Genomic DNA, 13194 nt, shown 5'->3' with positions numbered 1-13194 from the left:
GGCTAGTAAATGACATTACCAATGCCGTTGAGTAACTGACTCATACCTTGGGTGAAGTGCAATGGTGCATTCGACACGGTATAACACAAGCACCCCTCTTTAGTCGATGGCGTGTGATGGTTAGAAGCATCAAGCCAAATAAAATCGCCCGCTTGGTATTTACCATTTTCATCACTGAACTCACCAGCAAGCAATAAAGTTAACTCGTAACCTTTGTGGGTGTGCGCGGGAATCGCACCTTGCTTATCAATATGTAGCAAACTGGCACGAACTTCGTTTTCTTCAAGTGGTAAACGAGCGCGAGTAATTTTCCCAATGCCGTGCCAGCTCAACTCATTAAAACGACGTAAAGCGCGTGGCAGTGGGTAACTTGTCCCTTTGCATTCTACATAGCTAGTCGTGATGATTGGCTCAGGCTTTTCATCAACAGGTTCATTTTCAACAATGTCACTGAACATGGCATCGAAGTTAGCTTGCAGAGCAAAATCCTCTGTCACTTCGGGTTCAGTGAGGGTCACGGACTCACGCCAAGAGCGCATCGCGACTTGTTCTGTGAGCGTATCTGCTTGTTGCTGACAGTGTGGACACAGTTCAATGTGAGCAGAAACAGCAATCGACAACGATAACGGAAGCTTTCCTTCTACATAGTCTTGCAACAAGGTTGCGTGTGGGTGATGTTTAATCATCGTTATCCTCCAATTGCCCTCGTAATTTTTGTAGCCCAAGCCGTAATCGTGATTTCACCGTGCCCACAGGAACACCGAGTTGGTCGGCGACTTCTTGATGGGAACGTTGATTGAGATAAATCTCTTTCACGACAATTTGCTGCGCTGCCGGTAGGGTTTCAATGTAAATAAGTAACTCATCGCTGAGTGTGGCATCGGCTTGTTCATTCGACTCACTTGCGAGTCGATCTTCAAAAATGGGCCAAAGGTCATCGCTATAGTTATCTTCTCTGTTTGATTGCTGCTTACGCAGTATGTCAAAACAGAGATTCCGCATAATAGTGTAGATCCATGTTGATGCAGCGCCCTTGCTGCCATCGAACATGTGGGCTTTGCGCCATACCTTCATCATTGTCTCTTGCACCAGTTCCATCGCAATGGCTTCTTGCTTGAGATACTTCAACCCGTAAACACGGATCTTAGGGCTAAAGTAAGAAAAGATAGTTGCAAAGGCGGATTTATCACGATGTTCCGCAATTCTAGTGAGCAGCGCTTTTTGCTGCTCAATACTCAATTCATCCATTGAAGCCTCGGCCCGAGGTTGAGGTTGTTTTACTTGAGTATGATAGTAATTTGTATATGGCATAATCTCAATAATGCCTCTGTTAACAGACACATCCACGAACATATATTGAGATCTACGTATGAGTTTGGTGTTTAGATCATTTGTCTTTCAATTCTTCATCGATAATTGAGTGAAGAAATGACAACGCGGCTCTGTGATCGTTACGACTCATAAACCATTGTTTTTGCTCTGTGCCAAGCGGCAAGATTTCTAACCAACGCTGACATACCCACGCCATATCTTCAAAGTCTGGCTGCGGATAATACGCCGCATGCTCTGGGTATTCATCGAACAGCATTTGTAGCCCTTGCGACAAGTCACGGTCGATATATTTTATTTCTGTCGGTGTCCAGTTGGGTAGTACGCTGGTTTGCGCAAAGCGTAAGCCGTCTTCTTCTTGCCATTGATGATTGATCACGAATTTGTCCATTGCGCGAATGGTGATCCCAAGGAAGCCATCGGGCATTTGATCAAAGTCTGTGATGATCACGCGTGTACCAAAGTGGCAGATGTTGTCATTCACTTCCATACACAAGCCAAAGCCATCATCGGATGCCATAGCGAGTTTGACGAGTCGAACGTACCTCGGCTCAAAGATCCGTAGCTTACTGATCCCACCTGGCAGGAGGTAGAGATTGAGGGGGAATAGGGGTAACTGCATGATTATAACCCTTATACTGACGTTGGATTGCACCGCAATTCTTTGGGCGGCGTCAATCCTGATAACCCTGATGTTTGCCTCTTCTTTGTGTTAGCTAAGTAAGAGCACAAACTCGATGTGGCCTCGTTATTGTTATATGCACCTGCCTGTGCGATGTAGGAGAAGGCCAGTTATCAATGCTGCCTTTCCACTATATATAGAGGAGAGGTTGCATCCTTCGTATATTGGTACGAATTATTATTATCAGTTGATCAGTGTTTAGTATAAGCAGACAAATATTGGAATCTGTCTGCTTTTCGATAAAAGGGGAATTCTGCTGTTGGTTTTAACCAGTTAGGATGATTGAGGAATTACCTTGATTGGTCTAAAACTTGATAAATCGCTGATGTCAGTTTCGTTAACTCATTGGGTTGAATGATAAATGGCGGCATGATGTAAACCAAGCGCCCGAAAGGACGTACCCATACCCCAGCCTCAACAAATGCTTTTTGAATACTTGCCATTTCAACAGGTTGATGTAGCTCGACAACACCAATGGCGCCAAGCCAACGCACATCTTTTACATTCTCTAAATGACCGATATCGCTAAGTTCAACAGCAAGTTGTTCTTCAATTGCCGCTACTTGTGATTGCCAATCACCCTGTTGCAATAGCCCTAAGCTGGCATTGGCGACAGCACAAGCTAATGGATTACCCATAAAAGTAGGACCGTGCATAAAACAGCCGGCTTCACCACCACATACAGTATCAGCGACATGCTTGGTTGCTAGGGTTGCTGACAGTGTCATATAACCACCTGTTAGCGCTTTACCTACACACATAATATCTGGGCTAATTTGCGCATGTTCACAAGCAAACAGTTTGCCTGTGCGACCAAATCCAGTCGCAATTTCATCGGCAATTAACAGGACGCCAAATTCATCACAGAGTTCACGAACACGCTTGAGGAAAGTAGGGTGATACAAGCGCATCCCACCGGCACCTTGCACGATAGGTTCAATGATCACAGCGGCAAGCGAGGTTTGGTTCTCTATAAATTGTTGGCGGAAATCCTCGAAATCATCTTCTCGCCATTCATCAAAAAATCCGCATTCTGGTGAATTGGCAAAGATATGCTCAGGTAGGAAGCCTTTGTAGAGGCTATGCATCGAATTATCAGGATCAGTGACTGACATCGCTGCAAAAGTGTCACCGTGATAACCGTGGCGCACGGTTAAAAATTTCGGGCGGTGCTGCTGCTTGGTATGCCAATACTGAAGTGCCATCTTTAACGCGACTTCTACCGCTACTGAACCTGAATCAGCCAAGAAAACGTGCTCAAGTGGCGCTGGTGTCATCTCGACTAACTTCTTACAAAGCTCAACAGCAGGTTGGTGGGTAATGCCTCCGAACATGACATGAGACATTTGATCTAATTGATCTTTCGCGGCTTGGGTTAGCACTGGGTGGTTGTAACCATGGATCGTTGACCACCATGAAGACATTCCATCGATCAATTGCGTGCCATCTTCTAACTCAAGGTATACACCATTGGCACGGGATACCGGATAGCAAGGCAGTGGGTTAAGTGTCGACGTGTAGGGATGCCAGATGTGCTGTTGATCAAATTCTAAATTAATTTTATTGTTTAATTTTTGCACAGATGTAAACCTTGGTGTTTGTTGTTGGTTGACAGTTTACTAAGTCAACGTAGACTAGCCAAGCATTACAGTGAGCAAAATTATTCAAATAACTGAATTGACTCATCTGTTGAGGTAACAATTAAGTTATTGGTTTCATAAAGAATAAGAAGCAGTTAAGCATGTCGATTGTGCAGGTAAGCGTGAAAGCAGTACCTGCCAAACAAAGGGGTTAGACACGTGGAAGTAAGACACAATTGGACGGCGGAAGAGGTTCAAGCCTTATTTGATAAGCCATTTATGGACTTGGTATTTGAAGCACAGCTTGTGCATCGTCAGTACCATGAGCCAAATAAAGTACAGGTAAGTACCTTACTCTCAATTAAAACCGGTGCTTGCCCCGAGGACTGTAAGTACTGTCCGCAAAGTGCTCATTACCGCACTGATGTTGAACGCGAGCGCTTACTTGAAGTAGAAAAAGTGTTAGATGCGGCGACGAAAGCGAAAAGTTCAGGTGCGACGCGATTCTGTATGGGCGCGGCATGGAAGAACCCGAAAGAGCGTGACATGCCGTACTTATTGCAAATGGTACGTGGTGTTAAAGAGATGGGGTTAGAAACCTGTATGACGCTTGGTATGATCAGCAGTGATCAAGCTAATGAGCTTGCAGGTGCGGGTTTGGATTACTATAACCACAACCTTGATACCTCGCCTGAGTTTTACGGCAGCATTATTACTACTCGTACTTATCAAGACCGTTTAGATACTTTAAGCCATGTGCGTGATGCCGGAATGAAGATTTGTTCTGGTGGCATTATCGGCATGGGTGAAAGTGCGCGTGACCGTGTGGGTCTTTTAATGGAACTGGCTAATTTGCCGACTCACCCTGAAAGTGTGCCGATCAACATGTTGGTAAAAGTGAAAGGTACGCCGCTGGAAGATGTTGATGATGTCGACCCATTTGACTTTGTGCGCATTATTGCGGTGGCACGTATCATTATGCCGCAGTCAGCGGTGCGTTTGTCGGCGGGGCGTGAAGACATGAATGAGCAAATGCAGGCATTGTGCTTTATGGCAGGCGCGAACTCTGTGTTCTACGGTTGTAAGTTGCTGACGACGCCGAACCCAGGTGAAGACAAAGATATGCAGTTGTTTGCCAAACTTGGAATTAATAGCCAAGAGCAAGCAGCCAAACCCGATGAAATTCAAGAACATGAGCTGTTAGGTCGCGTAGCGGAACGCGTGGCAGCCCGTCCGACCAAGGATGATTTGTTCTACGATGCCTCGCTTTAATACCCGTATAGCCCAAGCCTTGTCTGAGCGAGAGCAGCAAGGCTTGTATCGCCAGCGTGTTTGTCTGACGCGTAACGCGCAGCAGGTGAGCGAGGCTAGTCACACTTGGCTTAACTTCTCGTCGAATGATTACTTGGGCTTAGCGCAAGAGCCATCTTTACTGCAAGCATGGCAGCAGGGGTTAACGTTGTACGGCGCTGGTAGCGGCGCTTCGCCCTTGGTAACAGGCTTTCACTCTCCGCACGCGAAATTAGAACAACAATTGGCTGAGTGGTTAGGTTATGACCGTGCACTGCTATTTAATAGTGGCTTTAGTGCCAACCAAGCTGTGTTGTTTACCTTATTAGCTAAAAACGACTGGTTACTGCAAGACAAACTTAATCATGCTTCATTAATGGAAGCGGGTATGTTGTCGCCAGCAACCATGAAACGTTTTAAGCACAATGATGTTGCCCATTTATCCCGCTTATTATCGAGCGCTGCTCAATCAGATGCTCAGTCAGACCTTGCTAAGTTAGTAGTGACCGAAGGGGTCTTTAGCATGGATGGTGACTTGGCACCGCTTGCTGAAATGGCCGCGGTCAGTCAGCAACACGATGCTTGGCTGATGGTGGATGATGCCCATGGTTGCGGCGTATTAGGTGAAGCGGGTCGAGGTAGTTGCGATTTAGCCGAAATTAAAGCCGATATTCTTATCGTGACTTTTGGTAAAGCTTTCGGTCTGCAAGGCGCTGCTGTGCTATGTAGTGAGGATGTGGCTGAGTACTTGATCCAATTTGCCCGTCATTTTGTTTATTCCACCGCGATGCCGCCCGCACAAGCCTATGCATTAGTGCATGCGTGTGAACGGATCCAACAAGATCAATGGCGTCGCGACAAGTTGGTTGAACTGAGTGATGCGTTCGCGTTAGCACTCGATCCAGCCATTGGTTTTCAAAATACCCCAACTCCCATTAAGCCTTTATTGCTGGGTGACAGTAACAAAGCGGTCAAGATATCGCAGGCACTGAAAGAGCAGGGCTTATGGGTAAGTGCGATCCGTCCGCCAACGGTACCTGTTAACAGTGCCCGTTTACGAATTACCTTCACTGCAAACCATCAACTTGATGACGTGAAGCGTTTAGCAACCGCAATCAATGAGGTGATGTATGACTGAGGCTGCAAAACAAGTATTAACTGATTTACCGATAGGGGCTTCGGCACATCGAAAGCAATCTGTTGCTGATAAAGCTGCCATAGCGGCTGCCTTTGGTCGGGCGGCAAAACGGTATGATCAGTCTGCGGAATTTCAGCGCATTGTGGGCCATCGCTTGATGGAGAAGTTACCTCCGATGGTAAGTGTTGGTACACGCCTTTTAGATTTGGGCTGTGGAACGGGTTACTTCTCAGAACAGTTGGCAGCTAAAGGTTACCAAGTTTGCGCAGCTGATCTTTCAGAACAAATGTTGGCACAAGCCGCGCAACGTTGTGGCGACAAAGTCAGCTATCAGCAAGCAGATGCTGAAGCGCTGCCTTTTGCTGATAACAGTTTTGATGTGGCTTTCTCGACGTTGGCATTGCAATGGTGTCAGGATTTATCAGTTCCTCTGGCTGAATTACGACGTGTGGTGAAGCCGGGCGGGTACGTTTTATTCACAACGCTGGTAGAAAATTCACTCAAAGAGCTTTCTTATGCTTGGCAGCAGGTTGATCAATATCAACATGTGAACCAGTTTCTTTCGCAAAAGACCGTAAAACTTGCGCTGGCGCAAGCGGGAGGCCAAATTCATACCCTAGAATTCCCCCCGATCATAATGAAATATCAAACGGCAGTTGAACTCATGAAAGACCTGAAAGGGATAGGAGCGACGCATCTGCATAATGAGCGTAAAGCAGGCTTAGCTAGTCGTCAGACACTTCAGGCTTTGGAACGCGCTTACGATGAGTTCAGAGATGAGAAAGGCCAACTGCCAGCAACCTATCAAGTCTGTTTTGGAGTAATAATTAATGACTAACGCTTTCTTTGTAACAGGAACCGATACCGAAGTAGGTAAAACGGTTGCCTCTCGCGCAATTTTACAAGCAGCTGGTAGCGCGAACATTAAGATGGCGGGTTATAAGCCAGTAGCGTCAGACAGTAAAAAAACAGACGAAGGCATGCGCAACTCTGATGCGCTATACATTCAAGATGCTTCTGTGGTTGAGCTTGAGTACGACGAAGTTAACCCATATACCTTTGAAGCGCCTGTTTCACCGCATATTGCTGCCGAGCAAGAAAATCGCACTATCGAGTTTTCAGTTATTTCTGATGGTTTAGCTGCACTAAAAGCAAAATCAGAAGCAGTACTGGTTGAAGGTGCTGGTGGCTGGCGTGTACCAGTTTCACGTACGGATTACCTATCTAGTTGGGTAAAACAAGAGAAGCTACCAGTGATCCTTGTGGTTGGCGTAAAACTGGGCTGTATGAGCCACGCTATCTTAACCGCAGAAGCGATCCGTAACGATGGCTTGGAATTAGTTGGTTGGGTTGCTAACCGCATTAATCCGGGTACAGAGAATTACGCTGAAATCATTCGTATGATGGAAGAGAACTTAGGTGCACCTAAGATCGGCGAAATTCCTTACATGCCGGGTGTGAAGAAACGCGATCTCTCTAAGTACATCGATTTAACACCACTAGGTCTGAAATAAACTAGCTGACCTTCAGAAAGATATTAAAAAGCCGACGTTAAGTCGGCTTTTTTGTCTCTGTCATTTGGTGCTAACACAAGTTTAAACCATACGTACAACAGCGTGATGCACAATCGGGTGGTGCAAGAAAGTATGGAAGTGGGCTGAGTGCGTCAACAAAGGTTTCATCAGCCATACCAAGAAAGGTTGCAGCCTTTGCGGGTTAAAGCGGAAACGACTTTGTGCTGCGCAGTGTGGACAACCATTGCCTGCAAGATGGTTAAATGGAAGTTGTTCAAAAGTGCCGTGGATCGGACAAGTGATTTTTCCCTTTGTACGGGCGTTCACGTATACGAAGTCTTCATAGCTATAGCGCTTCTTATGTAAGCTAAGCGCTTGTTTGATGAAGTCAGCCGTGGTTTTCTTGCGGCTGTGCTGAGCACAATGAGGACACCCTGCACCACGGAGGTGGGTGTCTGGTCGCTGCTCAAATGCACCATGGATAGGGCAGGTGATGGTAGCCTTTGTTAATGCACCAGCATAAACAAAGTTATCGTAGCTGTATTTGCCTTTATGTATTGCAGTTGCACGCTCAATGAATTGTGCCTGCGTTAAGGGTGTTGAACGCGAGCACTGAGGACAACCTTTACCAGCAAGGTGGGCATTAGGTCTTTGTTCAAACTCACCATGTACTGGGCAAATGATCGTGCCTTTCTCAAGCGAACCACGATAATCAAACTTCTCGTAGTTGTATTTACCGTTGTGTACTTGGTGTGCCTTCTCTATAAAGGCTTGTGTTGTTAGCTTCTCTTTACCTGCACATTTTGGGCACCCTCTGCCCGCAAGATGCGCATCAGGTCGTTGCTCAAAGTCACCGTGTACTGGACAAGTAACTAAACCTTTAGTTTTGGCGTTGACGTAAACGAAATTTTCATAACCGTATTTTCCGTTATGAAAAGCCCGTGCTTGTTCAACGAACATCGCTTTGGTCTTTCTCATTTCTACATCTTCGTTAATTACGCCTACCAGCCAACTGCGCTTAATAAGGTAGGCAATGGTGATTTCTTAATGGAAATCTTTGATTTATAAAGAATATTATATTTTTTAAATTGGTTTTGAATGCATAAAAATTCAAACCATTTACGCATACTCTCTCTAACTGAGAACACAATCAACTACCAAAAATGAAAATCAATGATTGCAAAAATTGAGATTTTAATCACGTTTGGTGAGGCGTAAATTCGTCGGTCGATTTAATAGCAAATATTCATTTGTTTATATTCCATTTAAATGATGAAACATCATTAATAAAACAATTCTCATCACACTCATTGTAATAAAATATATGTTTGGATGTTTCGGATTGGAATGTGTTTTATATTTGGAAGTAGATAAAAATACTAATTATTAATAAATTTTGTGTGACATTTAAAATCTATGTGTTAGTTTAAAAAAACACTTTGGGTTTATTTTTATATCAACATTAAATTAGTTGATTATTTTGTGGGAGGTGTACGGCTAATAATTTAATTAACGTAAGAGGATATATCTATGGAAAGTCATTCCCCGAGTTCAGATATTGTTTCTGTAATAAAATCATTATTGATTGCTCAATCTATTATTGGCGCAATAGTAATTTTATACGAAATAATATCGGGAGATTCCCTGAGTGTTGAGTCAGCATTAATTGGTGTAATAGTTGCTGTTGTTCCCTCTTTATTAGGTTTGCTTGCGGTCGCACTGAAAGTTAAGCGTAATAACAGAAGCCACATCAGCGAACTGGCATGGTTTAATGAAGCAATAAAATGGACGTATACCGCCGTACTCATGCTGTTGGTTTCTAAATATATTGAAATCAATGAGATAGTTATGGTTGTGGCTTATTCACTGACTTATATGGGAAGTTGTTTAACCCCTATACTTAACAAACCTCAATTTAGGATGACGTAAGGTGGAAATTGTTACTACTGCTCATGAATATATTGAGCACCATCTGACATTCCTCACTGCAGGCGAAGGATTTTGGAGTATAAATCTTGACTCCATGTTCATGGTTTGGGTGTTAGGTTTAACTTTTATTGGTGTGTTTAGGTATGTGGCAACAAAAGGAACAAGTGGTGTTCCTGGTCGATTGCAGTGCTTAATTGAAATCACATTTGAATTCGTTAATAACCTAGTAAAGGAAATATTTAAAACCGAAGATAAGTTGATTGGCCCATTATCATTAACCATATTTGTATGGGTTTTCTTAATGAATGCTATTGACCTATTACCTGTTGATTTTGTGCCAATGCTTGCACGTGTAATAGGGTTGGAACACTTCCGAGATTTACCATCGGCTGATGTTAACGTTCCAATGTCAATGGCACTTGGTGTCTTCATTCTTATTATTGGCTACACGCTGAAAAATAAAGGTTTAGTTGGATTCATTAAAGAATTAACAACCCAACCTTTTACTCATCCACTGTTGTACCCAGTGAACTTTATTTTGGAATTAGTCACATTGATTTCTAAGCCAATTTCACTCGGTTTACGACTATTCGGAAATATGTATGCAGGTGAGATGATTTTTATTCTTATCGCATTAATGCCTTGGTGGATGCAATGGGCACTGAGTGTGCCGTGGGCACTGTTCCACATTCTAATTGTGTTCTTACAAGCTTTCATTTTCATGGTACTGACCATTGTGTACCTGGGAATGGCAGTCGAAGAACATCATTAATTTTATTTTCTTAAGTTACGTTTTTCATAATCTGATTCGGAGTTATTCATGGATATTGTTAGTGCGGTTCTTTATGTTGCGGGTGCACTGCTTATTGGTCTAGGTGCTGCTGGTGCAGCGAGCGGTATCGGTAACTTGGCCGGTAAATATCTTGAAGGTGTTGCGCGTCAACCTGATTTGACCCCAATGCTACGTACTCAGTTCTTCATCATGATGGGTCTGGTTGATGCGGTACCAATGATTGGTGTGGGTATCGGTCTATACATCATCTTCGCGGTGGCTTAAGTCATTCAACCACTCTTTTAAACAACATTGGGTTACTAAAAAGTGAGGATGGAATGAACTTAAATGCCACCATGCTAGGACAGGCACTGTCATTCGTGATTTTTGTCTGGCTTTGTATGAAATATGTCTGGCCTCCTTTAACTGCATTACTGGATGAGCGTCAACGCGTAATTGCTGAAGGCCTATCTCATACCGAGTATGCAGCGAAAGAGCTGGAAATGGCGAAAGCCAATGGTGCCAAGCTACTTGAAGATGCAAAGCATCAAGTGAGTAGTTTGGTCGAACAAGGTAACAAACGTCGAGCACAGATCATTGAAGATGCCAAGCTCGAAGCGGAGCAAGAGAAAGCCCGCATTATTGCTCAAGGACAAGCAGAGCTAGACAGTGAGCGTAATCGCATTCGTGAAGAATTACGTCACGAAATGTCAGCCTTGGTGATTGAAAGTGCAGAGAAGCTAATCAACCGCCAACTGGATACGGATGCCAACCGAGCTTTGGTCGATAAGATCATTACTGATCTGTAATAAGGGGGCTAAGAATGTCCGATCTACAAACCATTGCTTACCCCTACGCAAAAGCGGCATTTGACTTTGCTCGCGATGCGTCCCAGCTCGAAGCTTGGGAAAACATGCTGGTGGTGATGAAAGAAGTCGCTCAAGCGCCAACGCTAGCCAGCCAGATCGAAGCGCTCGACATGCTCGGTCCAGATGCTCATGACGCATTCACGCAATCTTTCTTAGCTATCTGTGATGGCTTGATTGATGAGCACGGACAGAACTTGCTCAAGTTAATGGCTGAAAACGGCAGACTGGGTGTCATCCCACAAGTGACAGAGCTCTATCAATCGTTCAAAGCAGAGTTTGAACGCACCATTGATGCTTTTGTGACAACGGCTGAGCCATTAGAAGAGCAACAGCAACAGAGCTTAACCCAAGCATTGGAGCGAAAGTTAAATCGCAGTGTTGCTTTGACTTGTCAGGTCGATAAGTCGTTGGTCGGGGGAATCAAGATCACGGCAGGTGAACTTGTGATCGACGGCTCGCTGAAAAGCGCCATTAACCGACTATCGAGCCGCCTTGAGGTGTAATTAGGTACTAGACATGCAATTAAATTCAAATGAAATCAGCGATCTGATCAGACAGCGGATCGCCTCCTTCAACGTGGCTAGCCAAGCGCGAAATGAAGGCACAATTATCTCTGTTAGCGACGGTATCATCACCATTAATGGTCTTGCTGACGTTATGCAAGGCGAGATGATCGAACTACCAGGTAATCGCTATGCATTGGCACTGAACCTTGAACGTCATTCCGTTGGTGCGGTTGTGATGGGTCCTTATGCTGACCTTGCTGAAGGCATGAAAGTAAAAGGTACTGGCCGTATTTTGGAAGTACCTGTAGGTAAAGGTCTGCTTGGGCGTGTTGTGAATACCCTTGGTCAACCATTGGATGGTAAAGGTGCGATTGAAAATGATGGTTTCGCGCCAGTTGAAATTATTGCTCCGGGTGTAATCGATCGTAAATCGGTAGATCAGCCAATTCAAACGGGTTACAAAGCAGTTGACTCTATGGTGCCAATTGGTCGTGGTCAGCGTGAATTGATCATCGGTGACCGTCAGACTGGTAAAACGGCGATGGCGATCGATGCCATCATTAACCAGAAAGAATCTGGTATTTACTCTGTCTATGTCGCAATTGGTCAGAAAGCTTCAACCATTGCTAACGTGGTACGCAAGCTAGAAGAAAATGGCGCGCTACAAAATACCATTGTGGTGGTTGCCTCTGCCTCTGAAGCAGCAGCACTGCAGTACCTTGCGCCTTACGCTGGTTGTACCATGGGTGAATACTTCCGCGACCGCGGTGAAGACGCCCTAATTGTTTATGATGATTTATCAAAACAGGCCGTTGCTTACCGTCAAATCTCCCTATTGCTAAAACGCCCACCGGGCCGTGAAGCGTTCCCTGGTGATGTGTTCTACCTTCACTCCCGCCTGCTAGAACGTGCAGCGCGTGTAAACGAAGATTACGTAACTGCGTTTACCCAAGGTGAAGTGACGGGCAAAACTGGCTCACTAACAGCCCTTCCGATCATCGAAACCCAAGCGGGTGACGTATCGGCATTCGTACCAACTAACGTAATTTCGATTACTGATGGTCAGATCTTCCTACAAACGCATCTATTTAACTCAGGTTTACGTCCTGCAGTTGACCCAGGTATTTCGGTATCGCGTGTAGGTGGTGCAGCTCAATGCAAGATCATTAAGAAACTGTCTGGTGGTATTCGTACTGCATTGGCTCAATACCGTGAACTTGCGGCATTCGCACAGTTCTCATCGGATCTCGATGAAGCAACACGTAAGCAGCTAGACCATGGTGAAAAAGTAACTGAGCTAATGAAGCAGAAACAGTACTCACCAATGTCGGTTGCTGAACAAGCGTTAGCTATCTTTGCTGCTGAGAAAGGTTACCTCAACAATATCGCTTTGGCGCAAATTGGAGAGTTTGAAACAGAGTTAATGGCGTTTGCGAAAAGCAGCCAAGCTGAGTTGCTAGCGACTATTAATACGACTGGTAACTACAACGATGAGATTGAAGACAATCTACATCACCTGTTGAAGACCTTCATGGACACTCAGTCGTTTTAATCGTCTGGGAAACCGTTAGCGATATAGCAACGA

General features: G+C 44.7%; 15 protein-coding genes. 10 read left to right on the top strand and 5 right to left on the bottom strand.

Annotated elements, in window-relative coordinates; genetic code table 11:
- Positions 1-2: 2 nt before the first annotated feature.
- The 4 genes from A3K86_RS04580 to bioA form a co-directional block, all read right to left on the bottom strand.
- Positions 3-686, bottom strand: coding sequence for a ChrR family anti-sigma-E factor (locus A3K86_RS04580; protein WP_068328358.1), 684 nt, complete (start codon positions 684-686; stop codon positions 3-5).
- Positions 679-1311: a sigma-70 family RNA polymerase sigma factor gene (locus tag A3K86_RS04575; RefSeq protein WP_232321906.1), complete on the bottom strand. Its 633-nt coding sequence runs from the start codon at positions 1309-1311 to the stop codon at positions 679-681. Before A3K86_RS04575 ends, A3K86_RS04580 begins: the two co-directional genes overlap by 8 nt.
- Positions 1312-1387: 76 nt before the next feature.
- The gene (locus A3K86_RS04570; RefSeq protein WP_068328356.1) at positions 1388-1951 is read right to left on the bottom strand and encodes an LON peptidase substrate-binding domain-containing protein; all 564 of its coding nucleotides are present in this window, start codon (positions 1949-1951) and stop codon (positions 1388-1390) included.
- A 350-nt stretch (positions 1952-2301) separates the two neighbouring features.
- On the bottom strand, positions 2302-3570 hold the full coding sequence (gene bioA / locus A3K86_RS04565; protein WP_068330204.1) for an adenosylmethionine--8-amino-7-oxononanoate transaminase: 1269 nt from the start codon (positions 3568-3570) through the stop codon (positions 2302-2304).
- Positions 3571-3810: 240 nt separating this feature from the next.
- Here bioA and bioB point away from each other — a divergent pair, with 240 nt between their 5' ends.
- The 4 genes from bioB to bioD are packed head-to-tail and all read left to right on the top strand — an operon-like array spanning position 3811 to position 7533.
- A complete protein-coding gene (bioB, locus tag A3K86_RS04560) occupies positions 3811-4863 on the top strand; it encodes a biotin synthase BioB (protein ID WP_068328353.1) in 1053 nt (350 codons plus the stop codon).
- The gene (gene bioF / locus A3K86_RS04555) at positions 4850-6019 is read left to right on the top strand and encodes an 8-amino-7-oxononanoate synthase (RefSeq protein ID WP_068328351.1); all 1170 of its coding nucleotides are present in this window, start codon (positions 4850-4852) and stop codon (positions 6017-6019) included. The genes bioB and bioF overlap by 14 nt, the downstream gene beginning before the upstream one ends.
- On the top strand, positions 6012-6857 hold the full coding sequence (bioC, locus tag A3K86_RS04550) for a malonyl-ACP O-methyltransferase BioC (protein ID WP_084406510.1): 846 nt from the start codon (positions 6012-6014) through the stop codon (positions 6855-6857). The genes bioF and bioC overlap by 8 nt, the downstream gene beginning before the upstream one ends.
- A complete protein-coding gene (bioD, locus tag A3K86_RS04545) occupies positions 6850-7533 on the top strand; it encodes a dethiobiotin synthase (RefSeq protein ID WP_068328350.1) in 684 nt (227 codons plus the stop codon). The genes bioC and bioD overlap by 8 nt, the downstream gene beginning before the upstream one ends.
- A gap of 81 nt (positions 7534-7614) precedes the next feature.
- Here bioD and A3K86_RS04540 read toward each other — a convergent pair whose 3' ends face one another.
- On the bottom strand, positions 7615-8511 hold the full coding sequence (locus tag A3K86_RS04540) for a hypothetical protein (protein ID WP_068328348.1): 897 nt from the start codon (positions 8509-8511) through the stop codon (positions 7615-7617).
- 552 nt (positions 8512-9063) lie between these two features.
- Between A3K86_RS04540 and A3K86_RS04535 the strand changes: the two genes are divergently transcribed.
- From A3K86_RS04535 to atpA, 6 genes are read left to right on the top strand one after another with little or no spacing between them, the layout of a single operon-like run.
- Positions 9064-9462, top strand: a complete 399-nt coding sequence (locus A3K86_RS04535; protein WP_068328345.1) for an ATP synthase subunit I — start codon at positions 9064-9066, stop codon at positions 9460-9462.
- A 1-nt stretch (position 9463) separates the two neighbouring features.
- A complete protein-coding gene (gene atpB, locus A3K86_RS04530; protein ID WP_068328343.1) occupies positions 9464-10234 on the top strand; it encodes a F0F1 ATP synthase subunit A in 771 nt (256 codons plus the stop codon).
- 48 nt (positions 10235-10282) lie between these two features.
- A complete protein-coding gene (atpE, locus tag A3K86_RS04525) occupies positions 10283-10519 on the top strand; it encodes a F0F1 ATP synthase subunit C (protein ID WP_004730405.1) in 237 nt (78 codons plus the stop codon).
- Positions 10520-10572: 53 nt separating this feature from the next.
- Positions 10573-11043 carry a F0F1 ATP synthase subunit B gene (gene atpF / locus A3K86_RS04520; protein WP_068328341.1) on the top strand — a complete coding sequence of 157 codons (471 nt, stop codon included), beginning with the start codon at positions 10573-10575 and terminating at the stop codon, positions 11041-11043.
- 14 nt (positions 11044-11057) lie between these two features.
- Positions 11058-11606 carry a F0F1 ATP synthase subunit delta gene (locus tag A3K86_RS04515; protein ID WP_068328338.1) on the top strand — a complete coding sequence of 183 codons (549 nt, stop codon included), beginning with the start codon at positions 11058-11060 and terminating at the stop codon, positions 11604-11606.
- Between the two features lie 13 nt (positions 11607-11619).
- On the top strand, positions 11620-13161 hold the full coding sequence (gene atpA, locus A3K86_RS04510) for a F0F1 ATP synthase subunit alpha (RefSeq protein ID WP_068328336.1): 1542 nt from the start codon (positions 11620-11622) through the stop codon (positions 13159-13161).
- Positions 13162-13194: the final 33 nt, after the last annotated feature.

Origin of the sequence: Photobacterium jeanii, from assembly GCF_001650345.1 — a bacterium.
Lineage (GTDB): Bacteria > Pseudomonadota > Gammaproteobacteria > Enterobacterales > Vibrionaceae > Photobacterium > Photobacterium jeanii.
The sequence above is the reverse complement of the archived record's forward strand: the minus strand, read 5'-3'. Positions and strand labels throughout refer to the sequence as shown.

What these genes read in the sequence shown, in the direction of transcription:
- A3K86_RS04580 (WP_068328358.1), bottom strand. Translation starts at nt 686, where the DNA reads ATGATTAAACATCACCCACACGCAACCTTGTTGCAAGACTATGTAGAA.
- A3K86_RS04540 (WP_068328348.1), bottom strand. Translation starts at nt 8,511, where the DNA reads ATGAGAAAGACCAAAGCGATGTTCGTTGAACAAGCACGGGCTTTTCAT.
- A3K86_RS04535 (WP_068328345.1), top strand. Translation starts at nt 9,064, where the DNA reads ATGGAAAGTCATTCCCCGAGTTCAGATATTGTTTCTGTAATAAAATCA.
- atpE (WP_004730405.1), top strand. Translation starts at nt 10,283, where the DNA reads ATGGATATTGTTAGTGCGGTTCTTTATGTTGCGGGTGCACTGCTTATT.
- A3K86_RS04515 (WP_068328338.1), top strand. Translation starts at nt 11,058, where the DNA reads ATGTCCGATCTACAAACCATTGCTTACCCCTACGCAAAAGCGGCATTT.
- bioC (WP_084406510.1), top strand. Translation starts at nt 6,012, where the DNA reads ATGACTGAGGCTGCAAAACAAGTATTAACTGATTTACCGATAGGGGCT.
- A3K86_RS04575 (WP_232321906.1), bottom strand. Translation starts at nt 1,311, where the DNA reads ATGCCATATACAAATTACTATCATACTCAAGTAAAACAACCTCAACCT.
- bioF (WP_068328351.1), top strand. Translation starts at nt 4,850, where the DNA reads ATGCCTCGCTTTAATACCCGTATAGCCCAAGCCTTGTCTGAGCGAGAG.
- A3K86_RS04570 (WP_068328356.1), bottom strand. Translation starts at nt 1,951, where the DNA reads ATGCAGTTACCCCTATTCCCCCTCAATCTCTACCTCCTGCCAGGTGGG.
- bioD (WP_068328350.1), top strand. Translation starts at nt 6,850, where the DNA reads ATGACTAACGCTTTCTTTGTAACAGGAACCGATACCGAAGTAGGTAAA.
- atpA (WP_068328336.1), top strand. Translation starts at nt 11,620, where the DNA reads ATGCAATTAAATTCAAATGAAATCAGCGATCTGATCAGACAGCGGATC.
- atpF (WP_068328341.1), top strand. Translation starts at nt 10,573, where the DNA reads ATGAACTTAAATGCCACCATGCTAGGACAGGCACTGTCATTCGTGATT.